This window comes from Coleofasciculus sp. G2-EDA-02 (genome assembly GCF_040226375.1).
Classification (GTDB): Bacteria; Cyanobacteriota; Cyanobacteriia; order Cyanobacteriales; family Coleofasciculaceae; genus Coleofasciculus.
In genome coordinates, this window is record NZ_JAVKEW010000044.1 from 16,924 (window position 1) to 39,138 (window position 22,215).

Below are 22,215 nucleotides of genomic sequence, written 5' to 3' on the forward strand. Positions count from 1 at the left end.
ATGGATGATACCGGACGCACGGAATTTGTCTCCATTGGTGGTTTTATCGATGATTGCATCGAAGGGCGTCGCACCACCGAACGTTATCGGGTGATTTCCTTTGATCCGGTGACACACGCCACCCGCTTCCGCCCTCTGAAAGCCGTGATTCGTCACAGCCATGAGGAACCGATGTACAAAATCACCACGCGCTACAATCGCTCGGTGAAGGTAACGTCTTCCCATAGTGTCTTTGTCTATGAGGATGGAGAGGTTCGCCTGAAGAAAGGGAATGAAGTGAAACCTGGTGATTGGTTGGTAGCGAGTCGGCGTTTACCGCGCCCCACCGAAACTCCCACACGAGTGGATTTGCTCAAAACATTGTATCGAGCTGGATTGACTCAATCCCTCTATTTACAAGGGGAAACAGTGCGAAAAATTGCCAGCCAACGGGTTCTGGCAAAGGTGACGCGACAGGATCAATGGAATGAGCCACGGGTTAAATTAGACTCAGCCGGATGGCAACAGTTAATTGCTCAACGTCAAGGGTTAGAAATATCTCAGAAGCAGGTGGCGACGACAGTTGGCGTGAAGCAGCCGATTACGATTAGTCACTGGGAACGGGGGATTAATCGCCCCACGTTACCGGATTTCCTCAATTATCTGGATGCGATTGGCGGAAATGATAATGTGAGTTATGAGACGTTGCCCTCGAAGTTGGACGAGTGTTTAGCCCAAGATGATACGAGTAAAAATGCCCGTTGGCGTGAGGTGAGTAACTATAAACCCTTTGACTACTTTACGCCGAGTGAACTAGCGCAGCTTGGTGACGAGGTGCAACTTGTACCCCAGGCGCATAGCAATAAGGCATTTAACCGCTATTTGCCGATTACGCCAGAATTAATGTGGTTCTTGGGGTGGTATGTGGCGGAAGGAAGCCTGAGTCAGCATCAGGTGAGCCTGAATTTAGGTAAAAAGGATGAACCGTTTATTCCGGAACTGATCACGGCAATTGAATCTGTCTTTGGTGAAACACCCCGATGCTATCACGATCCAGACAGTGAAGGGATTAAACTCTACTTCAATAGTGTTGCTGCGGCACGGTTACTGCAAGCTTGGGGTTTAGCCAAATGCGCTCACGAGAAACCGTTACCCGATATCGTATTTAGCTTGAGCGAAGATCTTCAATTCGCATTTCTGGAGGGTTATTTCCTGGGTGATGGCACCACTGGCGGTAAACACCTCTCATTCACCACCAATTCAGGAACACTCAAGGATGGATTGCTTTATTTGTTGGGACAATTGGGTTTAATTGCCAGTACCACAAAACATCAGCCATCAACGGCGGCGGATGCTTCCATTCAAACCCGACACGCCTATTACACGATTACCATTGGTGGTAAGGCACAACTTGAACAATGTCATCCAATTTGGCAACGACATCCTTTAGCCCACAAGTTAGCCACCCATTTAGCCAAACCCACGCGCAAGGCGCAGGATTATCTGCCAATTAGCGATGATTTGATGGGTTTGAAAGTGGTTGCTAGTCATGAAATTGAACTGGTGGGTGACTATGTGTATGATTTCTCAGTGGAGGGTGACGAAAACTTTATTTGTGGTACGGGTGGTATTGGCTGTCATAATACGGACGCTGATGTAGATGGCGCCCATATCCGTACTCTGTTACTTACCTTTTTCTACCGCTATCAACGGGCGCTGGTGGATCAGGGGTATATCCATATTGCCTGTCCGCCATTGTATAAAGTAGAACGTGGACGCAATCATTACTACTGTTATAGCGATCGCGAACTCACCAACTTAGTTCAAAATGAGTTCCCCGCTAACGCTAATTACACCATCCAACGGTTTAAAGGGTTGGGTGAAATGATGCCACAACAACTCTGGGATACCACGATGAACCCAGAAACGCGGACGATGAAGCGGGTGGAGATCGAAGATGCAGCGGAAGCTGATCGCATCTTTACCGTTCTCATGGGCGATCGGGTTGCACCTCGCCGGGAATTCATTGAAACCTATGGCGCCCGACTCGATTTAGCGGATCTGGATATTTAACTACCTTTCTTAGCAAGGTTTAGATCCCCCTCCCATCCCCCATGGAACAAAAAGCTCCCGCATCCTTTGGTCTCCCCCTTTCCCCCCCCTTTTTCCCCCCTTTTCCCCCCCTTTTCCCCCCCTTTCAAAGGGGGGCTAGGGGGGATGGGGGCTAGGGGGGATGGGGGCTAGGGGGGATCTCTTCTTGGGTAAGGGTTTCAGTCTTGAGTTGACACAGATATATATAACTTACCCCGACACACCCTGATAATCAAACCAATTAATTGGCATTCTTCTGCTTTTTAGACTGTTGGCGTTTAAAGAACGCACCGAATCCCAACGCCATACCGGAACCTAGAATGGTGAGCGGTTCGGGAACAGATTCCGGATCAGGCAAGTTTCCGTCAAATACTACCGAACTTCCTCCATTATTCGGAGCAATGATGTGGTATTCTCCATTTCCCGTAATTGATCGAGCAATCATTTGCCCATTAATATGACCATTCGAGAACTCATTGTACTCAGCCAAAGGAGCCAAAACGCTGCCTTGCCAAGAAAAACCTGTCGATTTTAACTGCGTTGCATCAACAAAGTTGAATAAAACCCGGTTAGCACCAGCACCGTTGGGATTACCATTGAGATTCATTTGAAAACCACTCGTGAGATTGAATGGGTTACCGGTTACATTAACCAACACCGTTGAGTTCGGATTAAACGAAATATTCAAACCATTTGCCGAGGCGAAAACGGATGCATCCAGTTCAAAAACGTTTAGACCTGAACTAGAACCACTGAGGTTGAGTGTGCCAAAATTATTCTGGACTGTACCGTTGGTCGTTAAATTCCCTAATTGAGCCGAATAATTTTTATAGAATTGCTCAGCCTGAGCAAAGTTGATGGGAGTTCCTGATTTTAACGTACCATTGGGGATGCTGGGTGCGCTAATAACATTACCACCCACCACCACATCACCGACGTATACTTGACCATTGGTATAGTTTAAGTCGCCGCCAACCACTAGGGTGTCACCTGCACCGTTAGCCGGTAACTCGCTCGCCGTCCCGAAATTAGTCAGTTTCGCATCGCCACCAACGGCTATCCTACCGTGAGCATCCACATTGTAAAGGTCTATATCATCAAAGGCGAAAACATTAAAACCTTCAGCCGGACCAATCAAAGCCGCTTGAGCGGGGATAGAGAGGCTGAGGGCTGCGGTGACACCTAAAACTGTACTGGCGCTGGCAACGGCAATTTTCTTTAGATTCTTGTTCATTGTTTCCGGGTGTAGCTGTTTGAAGTGTGGAAGTGATTAACTTATTAAGTCTTTTTTTTATCATATTTTTATCCGGAAACATTTGGGTAAAGCTTCTATGAAAATTACCATTCTAGTTGATAAAGTTTTCATGAAGATTAACGATAAGTTTATTTTCGTATTTTTTATAAAGTTTTCATAAAAAGTTCCCCAATTTTGATGAAGATTTGATGAAGATACTCAGTTCAAAAAAGAGATCGCGCCCCCTGAAGCGGTGCTGAAATTGCCCCATTGCCTAGGGGGATCAGCAAAACTGACGATCACCAGATGAGTGGCGATCGCTCAACTGACATCACTCCTCATAAGGGTCAAAAATCACCTCAAATTCAGCCCCACGCATAAAGCGACTGAGTACACGTTGGTGATCTTCGGCATCTTGACGGTTGTAAAATCGGGCTACCGTACAGCGACGAGCATCATTCAACAAGCGGATGATCACCCAAGGGCGGGTTAAGTCTAAGGGTTCTTGAAGGTCCGGCTTACTGATCAGGGTGTCTAACCGTTCCTGTTTGAGAGCATTATGTACCAATAACATCAGTTGTTTTCGGGCTGGAGTTTCCTGATTGGGTAAAACTGTCCAACTTGCCACAGGTGCGGGTAAATAGGTCAATGTATGAGAATCCTCTCCTTTGGTGACTTTCCAAGCCAGACGGCGAGGTTGTTTTTGACATTGGTAGCCCTGCTGTCTGAGAAGTGAACAAAGACGTTCACCTTCTGTAGTTAAGCGCAACCAGTCACTATGCTTCATGGCGATTCCAGAATAAAGAATAAATAGATAACTTCTCCCCAATCCCCCAGGAAAACCAGGGAAATAGAGGTTTCGCTAGTTACCCTACTTAAGGTTTATTCCCGAAAAACTATCGCCATTGTTTTGACAAATAAATTAATTTATGGTATTAATATGCTCTCCAGAAATGGAGAGATACTCTACAGAAGTATCTTCGATGACGAGACACTCCTGGGCATTCACCACTCACGCTTCCAGTCGTGGCGCGATCGCCTGTAAAATTTTATCGGAGAGAATGCTCAAGGCGGTGCGTTCTCGCAGCCATGTCACTAGGTCGGGATAGGTCATTCTTTGTCCTCATCATAAAATTTAGTTTATAGTTTCTTTAGAGATCATTCATGGATCAATTCCCGTAACCAACGGCAAAACCAGACCAAATGATCGAGCTGACGAATCTCTGGGTTCCTCTGGCGCTTTTGGGCTTGATTATCCTAGCCGCGCTCTTTTTAGTTGGGCGAGTTAGACGACTTTTGACCCTGCTTCCCCTATCCCTTGCCCTATTGCCATCCACCATCCCATTATCTCTGGGTACGGGTACAATATGCAGCAGTGATTTTAGCCCCCCTTGTTATCTATGAGCGGACATATGCCGCCGATTAGTGATTTACGCGCTCGCCATACTGGCTGGGATAAACCAACGCCAGAAAATCTGAAGGAGATTGGCACGATTGAGTTTTTCTGGCGAAATTTATTTGAGGCAATTTTCCATCCGGAGCAGGGTAACTGGCAACATCATTGGCAACAGCTCTACAATCTGATTTTGGAGCGATGTCCTGACAATGATGAACGCCGCACGACTATTTTCTACCTAGAGACAGTCAAAAACTGCTTAAAGATAGAGGGAGACTGGAGAAAGTATTGGAAAAGGATACTGATTTATATGGAAAATGCGAGAGATTGGGCGAGGAAATCGGTTATCCGAGGATGAGCCTGATTCCAGAAAGAGTGGGATTATACACCCGTTATAGGAGACGAGGAAGATGTTCGCCAAGTGGGACGAAGTCCGGAAGATGAGGGAGTTGTGAGTTAAATCAAAAGCATCCTGATCCACACCTGTAAATCTTGAACAAAGGAAAACGAAGGAATAGAGGAGCCGGTCAGGATGCCTGAATATCAGTGGAAACTAACGATTATAGAGCGTAACTTGTTGTTATCGAATTGGATAAACCTGATTCCAGAAGCCCAAGAGCGTATGCTACAAGAGGCGGATGAGTTGATGGCGATGTTACCCTTGTGTGATAAGCAACGGTTACTGGCGTCTTTGGAAACCATTCACTATCATACCCAAGCCGAGTTACACCAGAAGATCCAGCAGATTTTAGGGAGTCAGATGGAGTTATACGCGGCATAGGTAGGGGTTGGGTTTTTAGCCCCAGAGCCTGCGTATGGTAGGGGCACGACATGTCGTGTCCCTACAGATGGTTCTTAAGAAGAACACAGCAGGTTAATTAGGGATTGGGGGATTTCTTCAAAATGTTCTAATAAAAAATCCATGATTGCCAGATGGCGCAAGTCAACGGGTTGAGGTGGATGATACCCTTGACCTCGGTTGAACCAACACTGCACTGTCCCCAGGGAACGGGAACAAATATGAGAAAGTTGTTCATAAGTTACATCCCATTTGGAATAAAACTGCTTTGGCGTCATCGCTAATTCACAGTAACTGTAGAGGTCAATGATGTATTTTTCACGCTGGGTGATCGGGCGGGGATTGTGTCGCCGTTGGGCATCATAGCGTCCAGTCGGGCAATGCAGAGATGGGGGTGCGTTCTGCGCTTCGCAGCAGCGCTGTGCTATCCCATGTCGAGAATGGGTTGGATAAAGGTAGGGGTTGCCATTATCTTCTGTTGATTGAATGGGATCGGGTATTGTTACCAAATCCGCTTCAGAAGCCGTATCCGTGGTTACCCAACCTGCACTGGGAGAATCAGGGGCAAGTTGAATCAGGTAGTAAACCATCCACTGACGGTGATGGTGGTTGTATTCACAGAAACGTCCCAGAATCACGCCCCAGTCGGGATTAGCGGTTTTCCATTGGACGCGATCGCCTTCTGTGTAGCGAGGGGTGGGAAACCTGTTGAGCGTTGAGTCTTGAGTGTTGAATTGTGTGTAGGGGCGGGTTTGATGATTATTGTTTCTTTTTTCCTCAGATGTGACTAAACCCGCCCCGACTGAGAATGTAGAGACGTAGCAGGCTACGTCTTTACTCTCTATCTCCTCACCATGGCGCAGGGTATTTAACGCACCCGCGATGAGTTTACCGTTGAGGCTTTCGGTTAACTGCTGGATAAATAGCTTCGCGATCGCGTTGACTTCAGCATCCGTTAGGTGCATTTGCGACGCATCGAAGTCAATGTCGCCGTAGTGCTTGAGGTGGGAGAGGAGTTGAGTAATACCAAATTCCTCTAGCGCTTGCTGGTCGGTTGTTTCATCGGTATGGCGGGTGTCGAATTGAGACAGTAGAGGTTTCATTGGGTTCTTTTTTTTGTGTGGTGTTATGTAATTTGTAATTTATGCTTATGTTATAACAAAATGGATAAAATAAAAACCCCTTTGTCTCAAAAAAAAGGTCAGAGGGAAATCATTAGATCTAAAAAACGTAGGGTGGGTTAGGTGGGATTTAAACAGAAGCGATAACTATTCAAGGAACTGTCATTAACGCCACAGACCCTTGTCCTAGCGATTGGAAATCGCGGCTATACAAACCAAGTCCGCCTGCGCGGACTAAGGAAAATTAAAATTTTAATTAACCCGCGAAGGCGGGTTTCGTTTGTGTAGTTGCGGTTTCAACCGCCCTATTGCTTTTAAGCTTCAGCGGATCTTGTTGGGGTACTTCACTTCTTTCCATCTCACCGAATCGGGGCGGGTTTAGTCACATTAGGGTGAGGCAAAGAAACGATAATCGTAAAACCCGCCCCTACAGATGTACTATGACACCTCTGGAATATTCCCGCACCCGGTTCCCCCGATAATCAACCATAGAATGCAAAGCAGTTGAAGAAGGGAAGATGCGCTGTCACACTAAGAAGGACATATCATTGTATCCTGAGTGAGCAGACCACAGTGCAGTTTTTGACCCTAAGTGTTTTCTCTTTCAGTGTCCTTTGGCTGGTTAGCGGTGCGATTTTCTTCACCCTGCGGATGAAATTTATTAACATCCGGGGTTTTTGGCACGCCATTGAGGTGTTACGGGGAAAGTATGATGATCCGACGGAAGCCGGGGAAGTGTCTCATTTTCAAGCCCTGGCAACGGCGCTTTCGGCTACTGTGGGATTGGGTAACATTGCTGGAGTCGCGATCGCAATCAGTTTAGGGGGTCCCGGTGCGGCGGTGTGGATGACGCTGGGGGGACTGTTTGGGATGACGAGTAAGTTTGTTGAATGTACCCTAGGGCAGAAATATCGCGTAATTAAACCCGATGGTACCGTGGCTGGGGGTCCAATGTACTATTTGTCAGCAGGTTTGGCGGAAATGGGACATCAGAACCTGGGGAAGGTATTAGCGGTTATCTTCTCCATTCTCGGCATTGGTGGCGCCTTCGGGGGCGCGAGTATGTTTCAGGCGAACCAATCTTATGCAGCGATAACTATAGTTGTACCCTGGTTTGTGGGGCGCAGTTGGCTTTATGGCTTGATTCTGGTTAGTTTAGTGGGAATGGTGATTATTGGTGGGATTAAACGGATTGGGATGGTGGCGGGTGCAATTGTCCCGGCGATGTGTGTGATTTACTTTGTAGCGGCGCTGTGGATTTTGATCACGAATTTTATGGAAATTCCGGCGGCGATACTGACGATTGTCAACGGCGCATTATCTCCAGAGGCGGTGGAAGGGGGAGTATTTGGCGTGATGATTCAGGGATTACGGCGTTCAGCGTTTTCTAATGAAGCGGGGGTAGGTTCAGCCGCGATCGCACATTCCGCCGCCAGAACCCAAGAACCTGTGCGGGAGGGGATTGTGGCTCTCTTAGAACCGTTTATTGATACAGTAGTGATTTGCAATATGACGGCGTTAGTGATTGTGATTACAGGCGTCTATCGCAATCCCGAATTTAATCAACTCAGTGGCGCGGAAGTCACCTCAGTCGCCTTTGGTACAGCGATTTCCTGGTTTCCCCTGATGCTCGCGATCGCGATTTTCTTTTTTGCCTTCTCGACGATGATTTCCTGGAGTTATTACGGCGAACGCTGTTGGGATTATTTGTTTGGGCAGAACAATTTAATCATCTATAAGATGTTGTTTATATTGGCGGTTTTTACTGGTGCCGTTTTAAGTTCTGGTGTCGTAATTAATTTTAGCGATGGCATGTTAATCGCCATGTCTTTTCCCAATTTACTTGGCGCTTATTTTTTATCCGGTAAAGTGGCAGGAGATTTAGATAAATATATGCGGCAATTAAATAAAGGATTAGTTACAGCGCAATAAGTGTTGATTTTTCATTGTTCATTGTTCATTGTTCATTGGTCTTAAAAATAAGGGCGGGTTTTGTTGTAGGGAAAATGTACTATGGCTCCCCCTGCTCCCCCTGCTCCCCCTGCTCCCCCTGCTCCCCCTGCTCCCCCTGCTCCCCCTGCTCCGGATACTATTTACCTCCGGTGGACTTTAATAATTTCTCCCGCTTTCAGATAGCGTCTTTCCCAGAAAGTTGATCTATCTTCATGACAGGTGTTCTCCCGCGCCATCCCGGATCAAAATCATCCGGTTAGGCGGACGTTGAATTGGTAGGGGTGTGTAGACCCTGAAAATCACACGCTAGAGAGAGAACATCAGTTCTATTGCCGTTATGACCCAGTATCCTATGCGTCGCACTAAAATTATCTGTACCATTGGACCAGCTACCGCCTCACCCGAACGCCTTGAAGCCTTGATTGAAGCCGGGATGGATGTTGCCCGGTTAAACTTTTCCCACGGTTCCCATGAGTTTCACGGGCAGACGATTCAGCAAATCCGGGAAATTAGCAGCCAACATCACAAGCCCCTAGCCCTGCTGCAAGATTTATGCGGACCTAAAATTCGGCTGGGAAAACTGCCTCCCGACGGAATTCAAGTGAACACCGGTGATGAAGTGAGATTTGTGTTAAATGATGAAGGCAACAATCCTGAAGAGATTCCCTTGCCGATTCCCACCCTGTTTGCTATGGTGCGCGTGGGTGAACCGATTTCCATTAATGATGGTCGAGTCAAGCTGATTGTCACGGGACGAGATGCGGATAGTATTCGCGCCTTGGTGAAAATTGGTGGACTCCTTTCCTCTAAAAAGGGCGTCAACTTACCTGAAACGTATTTACCCGTTACCTCAGTAACCGAAAAAGACATGACCGATTTACGTTTTGGGCTGCAATCGGGTATTGACTGGGTGGCGGTGTCTTTTGTGCGAAGCGCCAGTGATTTAGAACCGGTGCGGCGGATGATTGAAGCCGCAGGCGCTAAAACCCGTGTGATTGCCAAGATTGAAAAACGGGAAGCGGTGGAAAACTTGGAGGAAATCCTCCATATTGCTGATGGAATTATGATTGCTCGCGGTGACTTGGGGGTAGAGACGCCGTTGGATAAGGTTCCTTTAATCCAAAAAGAGATTACTCGTCGCTGCAACCAAGCCGGTAAACCTGTGATTACAGCCACCCAGATGCTGGAGTCGATGATCAGTGCCCCTGATCCGACTCGGGCTGAAGCCACGGATGTTGCCAACTCAATTTTAGATGGAACGGATGCGGTTATGCTTTCGGGTGAAACCGCCGTAGGGCAATATCCCATCGCCGCCGTGGAAATGATGAACAATATAGCTATCCAGACGGAAAAAGTGCTAGTAGAAGGATTGGCACAATCGTCTGATTTTCCCAGTTGTAGTATCAGCACCACCGAATCCGTAGCCGAAGCCGCTTGTCATATTGCCAGTCAATTAGGCGCACGGGGAATTATGTGCAACACCTCATCCGGGGGTTCCGCCCGACTGGTGTCTAAATATCGCCCCAAAACCCCGATTATTGCCTTTACGCCAGAAGAAAGTACCTATCGTCAGTTGGCTTTGTCTTGGGGCGTACAACCTTATCTGATTACCCCTGTACACAACGCCGAACAGATGTTAACTAATGTAGTCAATGCCGCCGTGGAGATGGAGTTAGCCGAGTATGGGGACAAGGTGGTGATTACCTCCGGTGTTCCCATTGGGACGCCGGGAACCACGAGTTTGATCAAAGTCCACAAGATTGGACAAGCGATCGCTTAGAATTTGACAATCCCCGCACTTTTAGGGCGGGGATTCTTCGTTCTCTGAACCGTTACTTAAGTTATTTTAACTTTTATTTCTGTATCATAAGTTACAGAATATCCAGCCTTCACAAAAATTTCATACAACAACCCCAAAGACGAGAATTTGGTGAAGATTCTGTAAATAACGTCAGTTAAGCGATCGCTCACCCAGAAGCTTGATTAAGATTTTAGAAGTACCGTAATTACAATTTCTGGTATATAGCTTGACTAAACTGCCGGAAGCACTGTCTATCTGACCCCAGATGGATGTCGTCAACAAAGCTATCAACTATGCTAGCTCCAACGAACCACATTACCAAGAGCCAGATGACACCTTCTACCACAACACCGACAATATCGGTAATAATCCCTGTCTATAACGGTGGTGAAGCGTTTCGTCGTTGTCTTTCCAGTTTAGCGAAAGCCTCACCCCAGCCATCGGAAGTCATTGTCGTCGCTGACGGCGATACTGACGGCTCGTGGCAGTTAGCTCAAGATTTTGGCGCTCAAGTGATTAGAGTTCCTACCTCTGGCGGACCTGCGAAAGCTCGCAACTTAGGCGCTAAGGCAGCGAGCGGTGATATTCTTTTCTTTGTCGATGCCGATGTCGAAGTTCACGACAACACCATAGGTAAAGTAGCGACAACATTTAGTCAGGAATCTGAACTCGCCGCCTTAATCGGCTCCTACGATGATCAGCCGGGGGCGCCGAATTTCTTGTCCCAATACAAAAATTTATTCCATCACTATACCCATCAAACCGGATCAGAAGAAGCCTCTACTTTCTGGGGCGCTTGTGGTGCAATCCGGCGGGATATTTTCTTAGCCGTTGGCGGCTTTGATGAGAGTTATCGTCTCCCTTGTGTGGAAGATATTGAATTAGGCAATAGGTTGAAACGAAACGGGTATCAAATTGGCTTGCGAAAAACGATTCAAGTCAAGCATTTGAAGTGCTGGAGAACCTACTCCCTGCTCAGAGCGGATATATTTTATCGGGCAATCCCTTGGACAGCGATCATATTACGCGATCGCGAAATGGTCAATGACTTAAATCTCAACCTCTCCAACCGCATCAGTGTTGTATTAGTGTATACCTTATTAGCGGCACTCATAGCCGTTTGGTGGTTATCGGCTGCATGGATTGGCGTCGCGGGATTGAGTTTGGCGCTGCTGGCAATTAACGCCTCCGTCTATCAATTCTTTAATCAAAAACGCGGTTTCCTATTTGCGCTAAAAACCGTACCCTGGCACTGGCTGTACTATTTTTATAGCGGATTAGCCTTTGCGATCGGATTAATTCGTCACTACTGGCAAACCTCTCAACCCATGATCCAAACCTGGAAAACATTCCCTTGGGTCAACTTTTTAGCCCTTGAACAACGAATTTTTGCGTCAATTTCTCGTGAATTAGTCGGTGCCTCAATTCTGGTTTCTCTAGTAATCGACAACTCATTTTAACCCCCTACTCATCTAAACCCTAAAAAATCCGGAGGAAAATCCTTGACCCATTATCCAGTTGTCATTATTGGAGGAGGTCCTGCTGGCTTGACGGCAGGTTACGAACTGCTTAAGAAGGGAATTAAACCCATTGTCCTCGAAAAAGCAGATAAAGTGGGTGGAATTTCCCGCACAGAGACATACAAAAACTATCGCTTTGACATTGGCGGTCATCGCTTTTTCACCAAGGTTGGCGAAGTCGATCAGTTTTGGTACGAAATTCTGGAAGACGAATTTATCAAAGTCCCGCGTCTGTCCCGGATTTACTATCAAGGCAAGTTTTACAACTATCCACTCTCTCTGTTTAATACTCTATCAAATCTTGGCATCCTCCAAAGTTTCTTTATTCTGTTAAGTTACTTAAGGGCAAAATTCAGAGCCAGATTCAACCCTAGTCCAGAACCGGAAAGTTTTGAAGAGTGGGTAACGGACCGTTTTGGTCGTCGCCTCTATAGAATCTTCTTTAAAACCTACACCGAGAAAGTGTGGGGAATCCCCTGCACCCAAATTCGCGCCGACTGGGCAGCACAGCGCATTCAAAATATGTCTCTCAAACGAGCGGTAATCAATGCCGTATTCGGAAGCCAAAATGCCAAAAGCTTAATTAAGGAATTTAAGTACCCGGTTTTGGGCCCGGGAATGATGTGGGAACGTTGTCAGGAAAAGCTAGAGAGTCAAGGCGCTCCCGTGCATCTGAATACAACCGTAACTCGCATCGAACGGGAAGGCACTCGGATTAAGAGCATCACGGCAAAACGAGGGGATGAAACGCTGCAATTCACAGGTGATCATTTCATTTCTAGTATGCCCGTGACTGCGCTGCTGCATCGGCTCTACCCCCTGCCCCCTGACCATGTATTGGCAGCCGCAAAGGGGCTCAAGTATCGAGATTTTTTGATTGTGTCCCTGATTGTGAATCAGCCAGAGCTATTTCCCGACAACTGGATTTACATTCATAGCCCAGACTTCAAAGTTGGACGCATTCAAAACTTCAAGAATTGGAGTCCAGCGATGGTGCCTGATCCGAGTAAAACCTGCTTGGGAATGGAATATTTTTGCAGCGAAGGTGATCCGCTTTGGGAATTGTCGGATGTGGAGCTGATTGAGCTAGCGAGTCGTGAGGCGATTGATCTAAATATAGGCGTTAATGAAGGTGATGTTGAAGATGGAGTAGTTATCCGTCAACATAAAGCCTACCCCGTTTATGACGGCGAATACCGAAAGCATCTTCAAGTCATTCAAGAGTATATCCAGACCTTTGAAAATCTGCAAACGGTGGGTCGCAATGGTATGCACCGATACAACAATCAAGACCACTCCATGTTGACAGCGATGCTGGCAGTCAAAAACATTCTCGGAGAAAATCACGATTTGTGGAATGTTAATGTTGAGCGGTCTTACCACGAGGAGTTTACCAGAGAGGAGTCGCCGAAAAAGCCACCGCGACAGCTTGTGACAAAGTAAATGCTGACAGCATGACAAACCCCGTTAGGCTTGTCCCCACTAGCGAGAATGTAAGGGAATACTCATCCCAAGGTATGTTTAGATGAGGATTGAATTTTTATGAGTCATCCCCCAACTACGATTGTTGTTTCTCCGCGTGAGCGTTTTAGCTACACCCAAACATCCTTAGAAAGTATTTATGAACACACCCATATCCCATTCAATCTGGTGTATGTCGATGGTAATTCGCCCAAATTGGTAAGAGATTACTTAGCGACTCAAGCCGCAGAAAAAAATTTGAACTCATTCGTATCAATCACTTTTTAACTCCAAATCAAGCAAGAAATATTGGCTTAGATCGAGTGAAGACAAAGTATGTTGTCTTTGTTGACAATGACGTTGTCGTTTCTCCGGGTTGGTTAAAAGCTTTAGTTCAATGTGCTGAGGAGACTGACGCCGCTATCGTGGGTCCGCTAACTTGTCAGGATGAGCCAATCCATGAAACTATTCACTTTGCCAATGGAGAAGCTCGTATTATTGTTGATGTAAAAGGACGACGGCGACTGCGCGAAAAGATGTGCCGTCAGGGGCAGCGTGTGGCTAAGGTTGCAGCTAAACTCCATCGGACTCAAGCAGAACTTGTTGAGTTTCACTGCATGTTAGTCAACATGAAGGTCTTTCAGGATATGGAACCCTTAGACGAAGGATTTCTCAACACCAAGGAACATGTTGACTTTTGCATGGGAGTTACCAAAGCTGGTGGCTCAATTTATTTTGAACCCACCTCTGTCATTACCTATGTGCCAGGTATTACCTGGAACTGGGCAGACTTGCACTTTTATATGCTGCGCTGGAGTGATGCTTGGGAAAAAGCTAGCTTATCTCACCTAAGGGAAAAATGGAACCTGTCTGAAGATATTTATTTCACTCAAAAGTACAAAGCACTAGGCTGGCGTCGGCGAAACATGATTCTCTCACCGTTATTACATCGTCTAACGTTCGGTTTGGTCAAGAATCGATTGTTAGAGAAAGTACTGATGTATGGCTTATTAACACCAATCGACAAAATTATCAATACCTATCTAACCAATCACTACGCTCACAAATGGCTGCCTCAACCTCAATCTGAACAGAAACTTCAGCATTCCCCGGAGTCAGGAACATCTGAAATATCTCTTAAGAGCAAGATTGATGAAAGTTCTTTTACTGCATGATTATGGTACCGCAACCGGGGGCGCTGAATTGCAAATGCTTTCGCTGCGGCAGGGGCTTCTAGATCGGGGTCATGATGTTCGTCTGTTCTCCAGTCGAGCCATACCTGTTCCGAACAGTAAATTGCTCTCTGAATATCATTGCTTTGGTACAACAAGTTTGCTACAGGTGTTATCCCAGACTGCTAATCCTTCAGCCTATTGGAGTTTACGTCATGCTTTGGCGGAATTTAAACCAGACGTCGTACATGTCCGCATGTTCTTATGGCAATTATCACCCCTAATTTTACCCCTATTAAACGATGTTCCTTGTCTCTACCAAACGGCGGTGTACAAGGCAATTTGCCCATTAGGGACGAAAGTACTACCGGATGGAAGTCCTTGCCTGGATACGGCTGGAAAAGCCTGTTTAAATCATAAATGTCTCACCCCCCAATCTTGGGTGGTATATATGGTACAACGACAGCTTTGGCAGCGTTGGCGGCGGGCGTTCAATCTGGTCGTAGCACTCAGCTACGCCATGAAAGCAAAGTTAGAGGCAGAAGGCATTCAACCTGTAGAAGTGGTTCATAACGGGGTGCCAGAACGACCAATGCGTCCACCGCTTAGTAACCCACCGACAGTTGCTTTTGCAGGGCGATTGGTTCCAGAAAAAGGGGCGAGTGTTTTGCTACAAGCCTTTGCGCGTACTCATTTTCAAGTCCCTCAAGCGCGATTGCTCATTGCAGGTCAAGGGGTTGAGGAAGCGTCTTTGCGAGTCTTAGCTGATCAGTTAGGTATAGCTGAGAGCGTTATTTGGCTGGGACACCTACCACGCCATGAATTGGAACAACAGTTTGATTCGGCTTGGATACAGGTTGTGCCTTCCCTTTGGGCAGAGCCATTTGGTAACGTCACCACAGAAGCGATGATACGGGGAACGGCTGTGGTAGCTAGCGCCGTGGGCGCACAGCCGGAAATTGTCACTGATGGAGAGACAGGCTTTTTAATACCACCCAATAATGTAGATGCCCTAAGTGCTGCCCTAGAGCGCCTACTATTGAACCCAACCTTAGCCGAACGCATGGGACGGATGGGTCGTCAGCAAGCACTTACTCACTTTAGCGAAGACCGACGCACGGAGCGCTTTATAGACATTTACCAACGACTGCGGGTCAGGGAGAGATGTCATGAGTAACCCTTTAGTGAGCATCATTATTCCCACCTACAACCGCTCTCATCTTTTACAGCATGCCGTTAATAGTGCATTGGCACAAACGTTGGCAAATTTTGAGGTTATCGTTATTGATGATGCTTCAAGTGAACCTATTGACCTACCCAGACATCCCCAACTTAGGATTGTAAAACTTCCAGAAAATAGAGGAGGTGCTGCCGCTCGCAATATCGGTGCAAAGGAAGCCCAGGGACAGTGGATTACTTATCTGGACGACGATGACGAATTGCTGCCTAACATAGTGCAGGTATCCCTGGAGGCATTGGCTCAAACAACCCTGCCAAAACCTGTCGCTGTGTTATCTGGATTAGAAGTTGTGGGTGAAGAGGGTCACGTCAAGCAAAGGCGTATTCCTCCGACTCTACCACGAGGTTCCCACTACTGCTTAGAGGAGATCAAGCGGGAGCGGTCTTTTTTCTGTAAACAAACAATGGTGGTCGAACGTGAACTGCTACTGGGCATCGGCGGTTTTGATGAGTCTTTTACCTCCCGCATCCATACGGAGTTGTTCTTAAGACTCAATCCTGCTTGTTCGATCTTAGGTCTGCCAACAGTAACCTATCGACTTTTTGAACATTCAGGTGAGCGAGTTTCCTCAAACCCATTGCTACGTCAGGTAAATTTTAACCGCCTAGTAGCCAAACATAAATCACTCTTTTTGGCGCACCCGAAAATGTTTGCCAATTTCATTTATGAACACGCGCTTATGTCCTATAAGCTGGGTCAGATAGGGGCAGCTTTCAAGAGTGTTGGCTGGGCAATGGGAGTTGAGCCACTGCATACCCTTGCCCGTGTGGCTTCGCCTTTTAAAAGAACAGTTCTCAAAATTGCTTTTAAAAATTACTAACCTGGCTTCATGGCTCCCGATCCTTCAACCTCAAACCAGCACATTAGCACCGATGCCATCAGCAGTGATTTGAAGCGGCGATCGCTACAATCGGGTTTGATTGCATTTGTCGCCCAGCCAGTAAAGCTGGCATTTGGGATCGGCTCGACGGTGGTGCTGGCTCGTCTTTTGACACCAGCAGATTTTGGTTTGCTGGCAATGGTTGCTCCGCTGCTCTCACTGGTAGACAGTTTAGCCAACTTTGGTCTGGAGACGGCTACGGTGCAGCGAGAAAAATTGGATCATCAGCAAGCCAGTGTGATCTTTTGGTTATCGCTGAAGATCAACATTCTGGTGATTGGGTTCATGGTGCTGATGGCTCCTGTTCTGGCAAGATTCTATGGGAAGATGGAGCTAACCGCAATTACTCTGGTTTTAGCAGTGGGTGTTTTAAGTCTGTGTCTATCGTTTCAACACAAATCCCTACTGAAGCGACAGATGCGCTTTGGAGTGCTAACCGCGATTGACATCGGTTCATTAGGTGGGGGAACTGTAACCGCGATCGCAGCGGCTTGGTCAGGTTGGGGTTACTGGGCGCTGGTGTTGCAGGTGGTGATGATGCAGGTCATTCAAGGTATAGCCTGTTGGCTGGCTTGTGGTTGGCGTCCGGCGAGGTATGTGAGCGGTGTAAAACTAGATGCTCACTTACAGGGGATGTTTTCCTATGGGGCACACCTGACGGGGTTCCGGTTTATAACCCGCATCAGCATGCAGCTTGACCGTATTCTGATTGGTTACGTTAGTGGTGCGGGAATGCTAGGTCTTTACGATCTTGCCTACAGGTGGGCATATTTTCCCTTTAATCAAGTCTATCTACCCCTTTTTGATGTAGCGGTATCCAGCTTCAGCCGCGCTCAGAATGACAAAGATCTCTACCGCAGTTATTGCCGCAGGGGGCTGATGCCGATTTTCGCACTTTGTATGCCTGCGCTGGCATTTTTGTTTGTTCAAGCCCGAGAGGTGATTCTCCTGCTGTTAGGAAAGCAATGGTTAGAGGCGATACCTCTGTTCCAACTGTTAGCAATTGCCGTCTTTGTGGGCAGTATGTATCGGGTTACCAAGTGGATTTACGTATCGACAGGTCAAACCCAACGGCAATTTCGCTGGGCTTTGATTCACACGCCCGTTATGATTATTGCTTTAGCGATCGGTATAAAATGGGGAGCTTATGGTGTAGCAATGGGGTATACAGTAGGACTCTGTTTGCTAACCTACCCATCCGTAGCATTCTGTATTCAAACATCGCCTCTATCGCTCGGTGATTTCTTCAGTGCAGTGTGGCGACCTGCTACTGCATCCTTAATCGCCGCCGTAGGACTGTTTTACAGTCATTTTGTCTTGCCAAGTTTCAGTAACTTAATTTTTGAGTTGTTGGTAAGATCTATAGTTTTTGGCGTTATTTATCTGCTTCTGTGGGTTGCCCTTCCAGGCGGTAGGCAATCCACAGCAGAAATTTTAGCAATTCTGCAAAAAATTCGCTCAAAGCAGAATATTTAGATAGAATAATACATTGTAAATATTGGAAAATTTACATATTATATCGGGTAGTCAGTGGTATGTTATTCGCGATCGCTCTTATCACCTCCCTTGTCCCAGCCAGTTTACGTCTTCTCCCATCACCTTGGGATCTATTTTTCAAAGCTGGACAGACTACTATCTGGATGGTAATGCTGATTTTCCTTCTTGCTCAAGCGCGACGTAAAAAACAGATGCAAGTAAGCTGATAAGTCGTTGGAATTTTTCCCCTTATACCAAACTTACTATGAAACAAGAACAGGTTTTCTTTTCGATTATTATTCCCACCTACAATCGTCCAGAACAACTAGCAACTTGTTTGGGCGCGATCGCACATCTTGACTATCCCCGCGATCGCTTCGAGGTGATCGTGGTTGACGATGGTAGCCATACGCCCATTGAACCTGTGGTTGCTCCCTTTCGCCAACAGCTAGATATTACCTTGATTACCCAATCCAACGCCGGTCCAGCAACGGCTAGGAACAAAGGTGCAGTTAAGGCTAAGGGGGAGTTACTCGTCTTTACTGACGATGACTGTACACCCGCTCCCGATTGGCTAAACGCCCTCGCAAATCACTTTACCACATCACCCAACGGCTTAATTGGAGGTCGAGCCATTAATGCGCTTCCAGATAACCTATTTTCAACGGCTAGCCAATTACTGATTGATTACCTGTACAACTACTACAATACCCATCCTAATCAAGCCACCTTCTTCGCCTCCAACAACTTCGCCCTTGCCAAAGAAACGTTTCATCACTTAGGCGGCTTCGACACCACCTTTCCCCTCGCAGCAGGCGAGGATCGGGAATGGTGCGATCGCTGGTTAAACTATGGCTACCGGATGATTTATGCTCCCAAAGCCCAAGTCTATCATGCTCACCACTTGACACTCCGACGCTTCTGGCGACAGCATTTTAATTATGGTCGGGGTGCGTTCCACTTTCACCAACTCCGTGCTAAACGTAACCTAGACAAGATGAAGGTAGAACCGTTCTCCTTTTATTCCAACCTACTGATTTATCCGTTTTCACAGCCTTCTAAACAACCGAGTCTATTACTTGCACTCCTGCTTTTCTTGTCACAGGTAGCCAATGTGGTGGGTTTTTTCTGGGAACAATCGGCTCAAACGGTGAATCTGAACAGTCAAGGCTCAAAAACTGCTTGTAATTAGGACTCTAAGCCCCTACACAAGGGCGGGTTTTGTATCAACGATATCATCAATCGCGACAAGAGATTCCTTAAACCCGCCCCTACTATTTCACGCCTAATAACTGTGCCACAATCGGCAAAACGGCATTGGCGCGATCGCAATCCAATTCCTCCTCCCCTATCCCCCTCCTCTGAACCGAGATTCCCTGTTTCACTCGTTCACCGATTTGTCGTCGTTCAGCCACAGAAAACGTGGCAAAGGTGCGACGCAATAAGGGTAATATCCCCATAAAGGTTTCCCCAGGAAGCTGAGTAATCCAATCATCAATTATCCGCCACAAAGTATAGTCATGCAAGAGTAACAATCCACTCCCCTGCAAAAACCCTTCCATCCAAGCTGCGGCTTGAGGGGGTTCACTGGCTTGAGACAGGGCTAATCCTAACCGACGGGAGGCTTCATTCTGATTAAATACCCCAGCATCCAATAATAATCGACAACTTCGACCCGATACTAACCCATGGAGGTTAGATTGATCTGTCAGTTGCCATAATACCTGTTGCCAGGATTGTTTATACTCAGGATTATTCAAGATTGAAATCCCGTAATTTACTTGTTGGATAAGCTGATCGATATGCCGTGCTGCTTGATCATCTAAAGATGCACAAGCTAAGGGTAAACCTAGACAGATCCGAGTCACCAAGCCATCCACCACTGAGATAATCATCCGAGTATCGGTTTGGCGCACATTGCCATAGCGCAATACCTGCGCCAAGGGGGGTAAAGCTTCCATTAATTGGGCGACATCTCGGTTAAGGGTGGCTTCAGTTTGCAGGCGATGCATCACTTCCGGTAACGCATCAGGTAAGTTTGCACATAAGACGTTTTCGACTAACTGAGTCAGACTGGGTAACGATTGAGCCTGTTGTGCCTGATTCCGGGCATAAGCTGTAGCCGCCGTATCAATCGTCGTCCCCCAAATCCCGGCTTCAATGAGTTTAACCGCAAATTCAGGATGCCATTGAACGCGCCACCCTTCTTTAAATGTACCCTTCCCCCTTGTTGATTGTCGTATCCCCCAAGGAATACCAAGTAAATCCAGACGATGGAGAAGATGCGATCGCGCTAAGTCATTTGTTTTGCGTAAATCCAATTCATACTGTTTCTCGGTAGCATTGGCAGGGAGGCGCAGGCGTTTGATGTGCTGCTGTAAATCCTGTTGTAAGGGAACCATAGGAGTCTGATCAGGAATCTCTCCCAATCGTTCACCCACAATCAGTTGCTCTTGAATTAAACCCATAGGTACATCACTACCAAAACACAGCACCGTTTGCGTCGCTTCATTTAACTCAGACAAACCGGGTAAGCTGCGATCGCGCAATGCTGCCAAAGATTCTGCTAACCGTACCGCTTCAATAATATGGGCAGATGACGCATCTAAATCTTCCTGACGCAATAACCGCGCCACCTTAATCAACCAACGAATCGCGATCGCCGATTGTTGATGGTTAATTGTTGATATGTTTCCTGACGTATCCGTAGGGGCGGGTTTAGAGACTTTCTTCTCACTATTGATTGTAACGTTTGTACATTATCCGCCCTGTCTCAGTGTTGAATCTTCTCCCCCTGCTCCCCCTGCTCCCCCATCCTGATAACAATCCCACAAATGGCTATACCAACCCGGCGATTCAATCCCCGCCCCATAACCACTCTTAAATGCCAGTCGCCCATAAGTCCAAGGTATCCAAGTGGTTTCGACTTTGGTTTTCGCCAATCCCTTAAGCAAAGCATTATCTGCTTTCGCCCCAGGCATATCCACCAAGGCGGGAGCGTGCCATGCGCCACAAACTACGGCGATGCGTTGAAACCCTTCTTTTTGCGCCGCCCGAATCAGTTTCCGCATATAGGCTTCCCGTTGCGCTTCCCTCAGATCATCTCTGGGGGGTATCTCCTGGCGCAAAGCCGTCATTGCTTCTAAAATCGCCTCAAATACGTCCTGACTCTCCTGGCGGTGTTCGACTAACTGTTCCCACCAGCGTTCCCCATCGCTATAGCCGGCGATTCTTGCCAAATAACCCAAGGGATCATCGTGAATTTCATCTCCCCTATCTTCTCGATGGGGATTGGGCGAAGCATTCGCGTTGAGATGTGAATAGAAAACCGATAGATTTGGGCGCGAATGCTTCGCCCCTACGAATACCCCATCTGCCCTATCTCCCAGACGTTCCGGTGGAACGTTTCTACGTTCTTCCCCAGCCAACTGATGCACTAAAGGTAAATCCATAAACCGCACCGGAATCCCTTGAGTTAAGGCATAATCAATCCCTTGCCATTCTGGGGAAAAGATAGCAAAGGGATAATAAACCGCCTGTTGGGGTTGGTCGGGTCGGTACACCAATAATGCCACAGGTGGTTGCATCTGGGGATGGGTAATTAAAGGCAGCATCCCATCCCCATCTGGGGGACCTTCAACTAAGAGGATATCTGGGTTGAGATTTTGCAGGGCATGACGCAGCGATCGCGCACATCCGGGTCCATGATGACGTATGCCAAAGATATGGATGCTCATTTCTCAGTCTGACTCCCCTACATATCGTGTTTTTTTGTCAAATTCACCACAGATGGCGTTGCCAAAATTAGTTCACATTCCTTAACCTAAAATGTATATCAACATCAAACTTAACCCCAAACCTAACCCCCCAGCCCCATTTATACCCCCATTTATACCCCCATTTACGTCATAAGCGATGGTGAAAGCCCTCGTGATTTATCCGAGGGATGAAACCGAGCAATGTGTTTAGTTTAGCAACTTTAGTTGCTTTTCTTTCTAATCTTAGGTATAATAATAATATGAGAAACAGAGTTTGTAGGTGATAACTCTGTACAAATAAAAACCTTCTGAAAAATATTAAATGGTGTAATTG

General features: G+C 46.9%; 17 protein-coding genes and 1 pseudogene. 14 read left to right on the forward strand and 4 right to left on the reverse strand.

All coding sequences use genetic code 11. The annotated features are described in order from the left end of the window. The gene (locus RLO19_RS04420; protein WP_446354214.1) at positions 1–2,052 is read left to right on the forward strand and encodes an LAGLIDADG family homing endonuclease; all 2,052 of its coding nucleotides are present in this window, start codon (positions 1–3) and stop codon (positions 2,050–2,052) included. 259 nt (positions 2,053–2,311) lie between these two features. On the opposite strand, the gene RLO19_RS04425 is transcribed toward RLO19_RS04420, so the two are convergent. Continuing rightward, entirely contained in the window at positions 2,312–3,304 is a 993-nt protein-coding gene (locus tag RLO19_RS04425) for a PEP-CTERM sorting domain-containing protein (RefSeq protein ID WP_446354187.1), read from the reverse strand. Between the two features lie 331 nt (positions 3,305–3,635). Continuing rightward, positions 3,636–4,091 (reverse strand): hypothetical protein, encoded by a 456-nt coding sequence (locus RLO19_RS04430; protein WP_446354189.1) that lies wholly within the window; start codon positions 4,089–4,091, stop codon positions 3,636–3,638. A 613-nt stretch (positions 4,092–4,704) separates the two neighbouring features. Between RLO19_RS04430 and RLO19_RS04435 the strand changes: the two genes are divergently transcribed. Together RLO19_RS04435 and RLO19_RS04440 are read left to right on the forward strand one after the other, a co-directional pair. Further along, positions 4,705–5,058, forward strand: coding sequence for a hypothetical protein (locus RLO19_RS04435; RefSeq protein WP_446354191.1), 354 nt, complete (start codon positions 4,705–4,707; stop codon positions 5,056–5,058). Between the two features lie 174 nt (positions 5,059–5,232). Further along, entirely contained in the window at positions 5,233–5,481 is a 249-nt protein-coding gene (locus RLO19_RS04440; protein ID WP_446354193.1) for a hypothetical protein, read from the forward strand. Positions 5,482–5,555: 74 nt separating this feature from the next. Here the strand turns inward: RLO19_RS04440 and RLO19_RS04445 are convergent, their stop codons facing one another. Next, positions 5,556–6,602, reverse strand: a complete 1,047-nt coding sequence (locus tag RLO19_RS04445; RefSeq protein ID WP_446354195.1) for a hypothetical protein — start codon at positions 6,600–6,602, stop codon at positions 5,556–5,558. A 591-nt stretch (positions 6,603–7,193) separates the two neighbouring features. Here RLO19_RS04445 and RLO19_RS04450 point away from each other — a divergent pair. From RLO19_RS04450 to RLO19_RS04500, 11 genes are all read left to right on the forward strand, one after another. Next, positions 7,194–8,552, forward strand: coding sequence for an alanine/glycine:cation symporter family protein (locus RLO19_RS04450; protein WP_446354197.1), 1,359 nt, complete (start codon positions 7,194–7,196; stop codon positions 8,550–8,552). A gap of 373 nt (positions 8,553–8,925) precedes the next feature. Beyond that, complete coding sequence (pyk, locus tag RLO19_RS04455) at positions 8,926–10,353, forward strand: pyruvate kinase (protein WP_446354216.1); 1,428 nt, start codon at positions 8,926–8,928, stop codon at positions 10,351–10,353. A gap of 314 nt (positions 10,354–10,667) precedes the next feature. Continuing rightward, positions 10,668–11,834, forward strand: coding sequence for a glycosyltransferase family 2 protein (locus RLO19_RS04460; protein ID WP_446354199.1), 1,167 nt, complete (start codon positions 10,668–10,670; stop codon positions 11,832–11,834). A 42-nt stretch (positions 11,835–11,876) separates the two neighbouring features. Next, on the forward strand, positions 11,877–13,337 hold the full coding sequence (locus RLO19_RS04465) for an NAD(P)/FAD-dependent oxidoreductase (protein WP_446354200.1): 1,461 nt from the start codon (positions 11,877–11,879) through the stop codon (positions 13,335–13,337). 99 nt (positions 13,338–13,436) lie between these two features. Further along, positions 13,437–13,643: a glycosyltransferase family 2 protein gene (locus RLO19_RS04470; protein WP_446354202.1), complete on the forward strand. Its 207-nt coding sequence runs from the start codon at positions 13,437–13,439 to the stop codon at positions 13,641–13,643. After that, complete coding sequence (locus tag RLO19_RS04475) at positions 13,628–14,530, forward strand: glycosyltransferase family 2 protein (RefSeq protein ID WP_446354218.1); 903 nt, start codon at positions 13,628–13,630, stop codon at positions 14,528–14,530. The genes RLO19_RS04470 and RLO19_RS04475 overlap by 16 nt, the downstream gene beginning before the upstream one ends. After that, positions 14,508–15,704 (forward strand): glycosyltransferase family 4 protein, encoded by a 1,197-nt coding sequence (locus tag RLO19_RS04480; protein WP_446354204.1) that lies wholly within the window; start codon positions 14,508–14,510, stop codon positions 15,702–15,704. The genes RLO19_RS04475 and RLO19_RS04480 overlap by 23 nt, the downstream gene beginning before the upstream one ends. Then, positions 15,697–16,587, forward strand: a complete 891-nt coding sequence (locus RLO19_RS04485; protein WP_446354206.1) for a glycosyltransferase family 2 protein — start codon at positions 15,697–15,699, stop codon at positions 16,585–16,587. Before RLO19_RS04480 ends, RLO19_RS04485 begins: the two co-directional genes overlap by 8 nt. A gap of 9 nt (positions 16,588–16,596) precedes the next feature. Continuing rightward, a complete protein-coding gene (locus tag RLO19_RS04490) occupies positions 16,597–18,123 on the forward strand; it encodes a lipopolysaccharide biosynthesis protein (protein WP_446354208.1) in 1,527 nt (508 codons plus the stop codon). Positions 18,124–18,145: 22 nt separating this feature from the next. Beyond that, complete coding sequence (locus RLO19_RS04495) at positions 18,146–18,328, forward strand: hypothetical protein (RefSeq protein WP_446354210.1); 183 nt, start codon at positions 18,146–18,148, stop codon at positions 18,326–18,328. A 60-nt stretch (positions 18,329–18,388) separates the two neighbouring features. Beyond that, positions 18,389–19,315 (forward strand): glycosyltransferase family 2 protein, encoded by a 927-nt coding sequence (locus RLO19_RS04500; RefSeq protein WP_446354212.1) that lies wholly within the window; start codon positions 18,389–18,391, stop codon positions 19,313–19,315. 82 nt (positions 19,316–19,397) lie between these two features. Here the strand turns inward: RLO19_RS04500 and RLO19_RS04505 are convergent. Next, positions 19,398–21,860, reverse strand: a pseudogene (locus RLO19_RS04505) (DUF5682 family protein). Positions 21,861–22,215 lie beyond the last annotated feature (355 nt).

Bases quoted from the DNA above. Each gene is read 5' to 3' on its own strand.
- RLO19_RS04480 (WP_446354204.1), top strand. From the start codon at position 14,508: ATGAAAGTTCTTTTACTGCATGATTATGGTACCGCAACCGGGGGCGCT.
- RLO19_RS04460 (WP_446354199.1), top strand. From the start codon at position 10,668: ATGCTAGCTCCAACGAACCACATTACCAAGAGCCAGATGACACCTTCT.
- RLO19_RS04485 (WP_446354206.1), top strand. From the start codon at position 15,697: ATGAGTAACCCTTTAGTGAGCATCATTATTCCCACCTACAACCGCTCT.
- RLO19_RS04425 (WP_446354187.1), bottom strand. From the start codon at position 3,304: ATGAACAAGAATCTAAAGAAAATTGCCGTTGCCAGCGCCAGTACAGTT.
- RLO19_RS04420 (WP_446354214.1), top strand. From the start codon at position 1: ATGGATGATACCGGACGCACGGAATTTGTCTCCATTGGTGGTTTTATC.
- RLO19_RS04490 (WP_446354208.1), top strand. From the start codon at position 16,597: ATGGCTCCCGATCCTTCAACCTCAAACCAGCACATTAGCACCGATGCC.
- RLO19_RS04500 (WP_446354212.1), top strand. From the start codon at position 18,389: ATGAAACAAGAACAGGTTTTCTTTTCGATTATTATTCCCACCTACAAT.
- RLO19_RS04430 (WP_446354189.1), bottom strand. From the start codon at position 4,091: ATGAAGCATAGTGACTGGTTGCGCTTAACTACAGAAGGTGAACGTCTT.
- RLO19_RS04440 (WP_446354193.1), top strand. From the start codon at position 5,233: ATGCCTGAATATCAGTGGAAACTAACGATTATAGAGCGTAACTTGTTG.
- pyk (WP_446354216.1), top strand. From the start codon at position 8,926: ATGCGTCGCACTAAAATTATCTGTACCATTGGACCAGCTACCGCCTCA.
- RLO19_RS04470 (WP_446354202.1), top strand. From the start codon at position 13,437: ATGAGTCATCCCCCAACTACGATTGTTGTTTCTCCGCGTGAGCGTTTT.
- RLO19_RS04435 (WP_446354191.1), top strand. From the start codon at position 4,705: ATGAGCGGACATATGCCGCCGATTAGTGATTTACGCGCTCGCCATACT.
- RLO19_RS04445 (WP_446354195.1), bottom strand. From the start codon at position 6,602: ATGAAACCTCTACTGTCTCAATTCGACACCCGCCATACCGATGAAACA.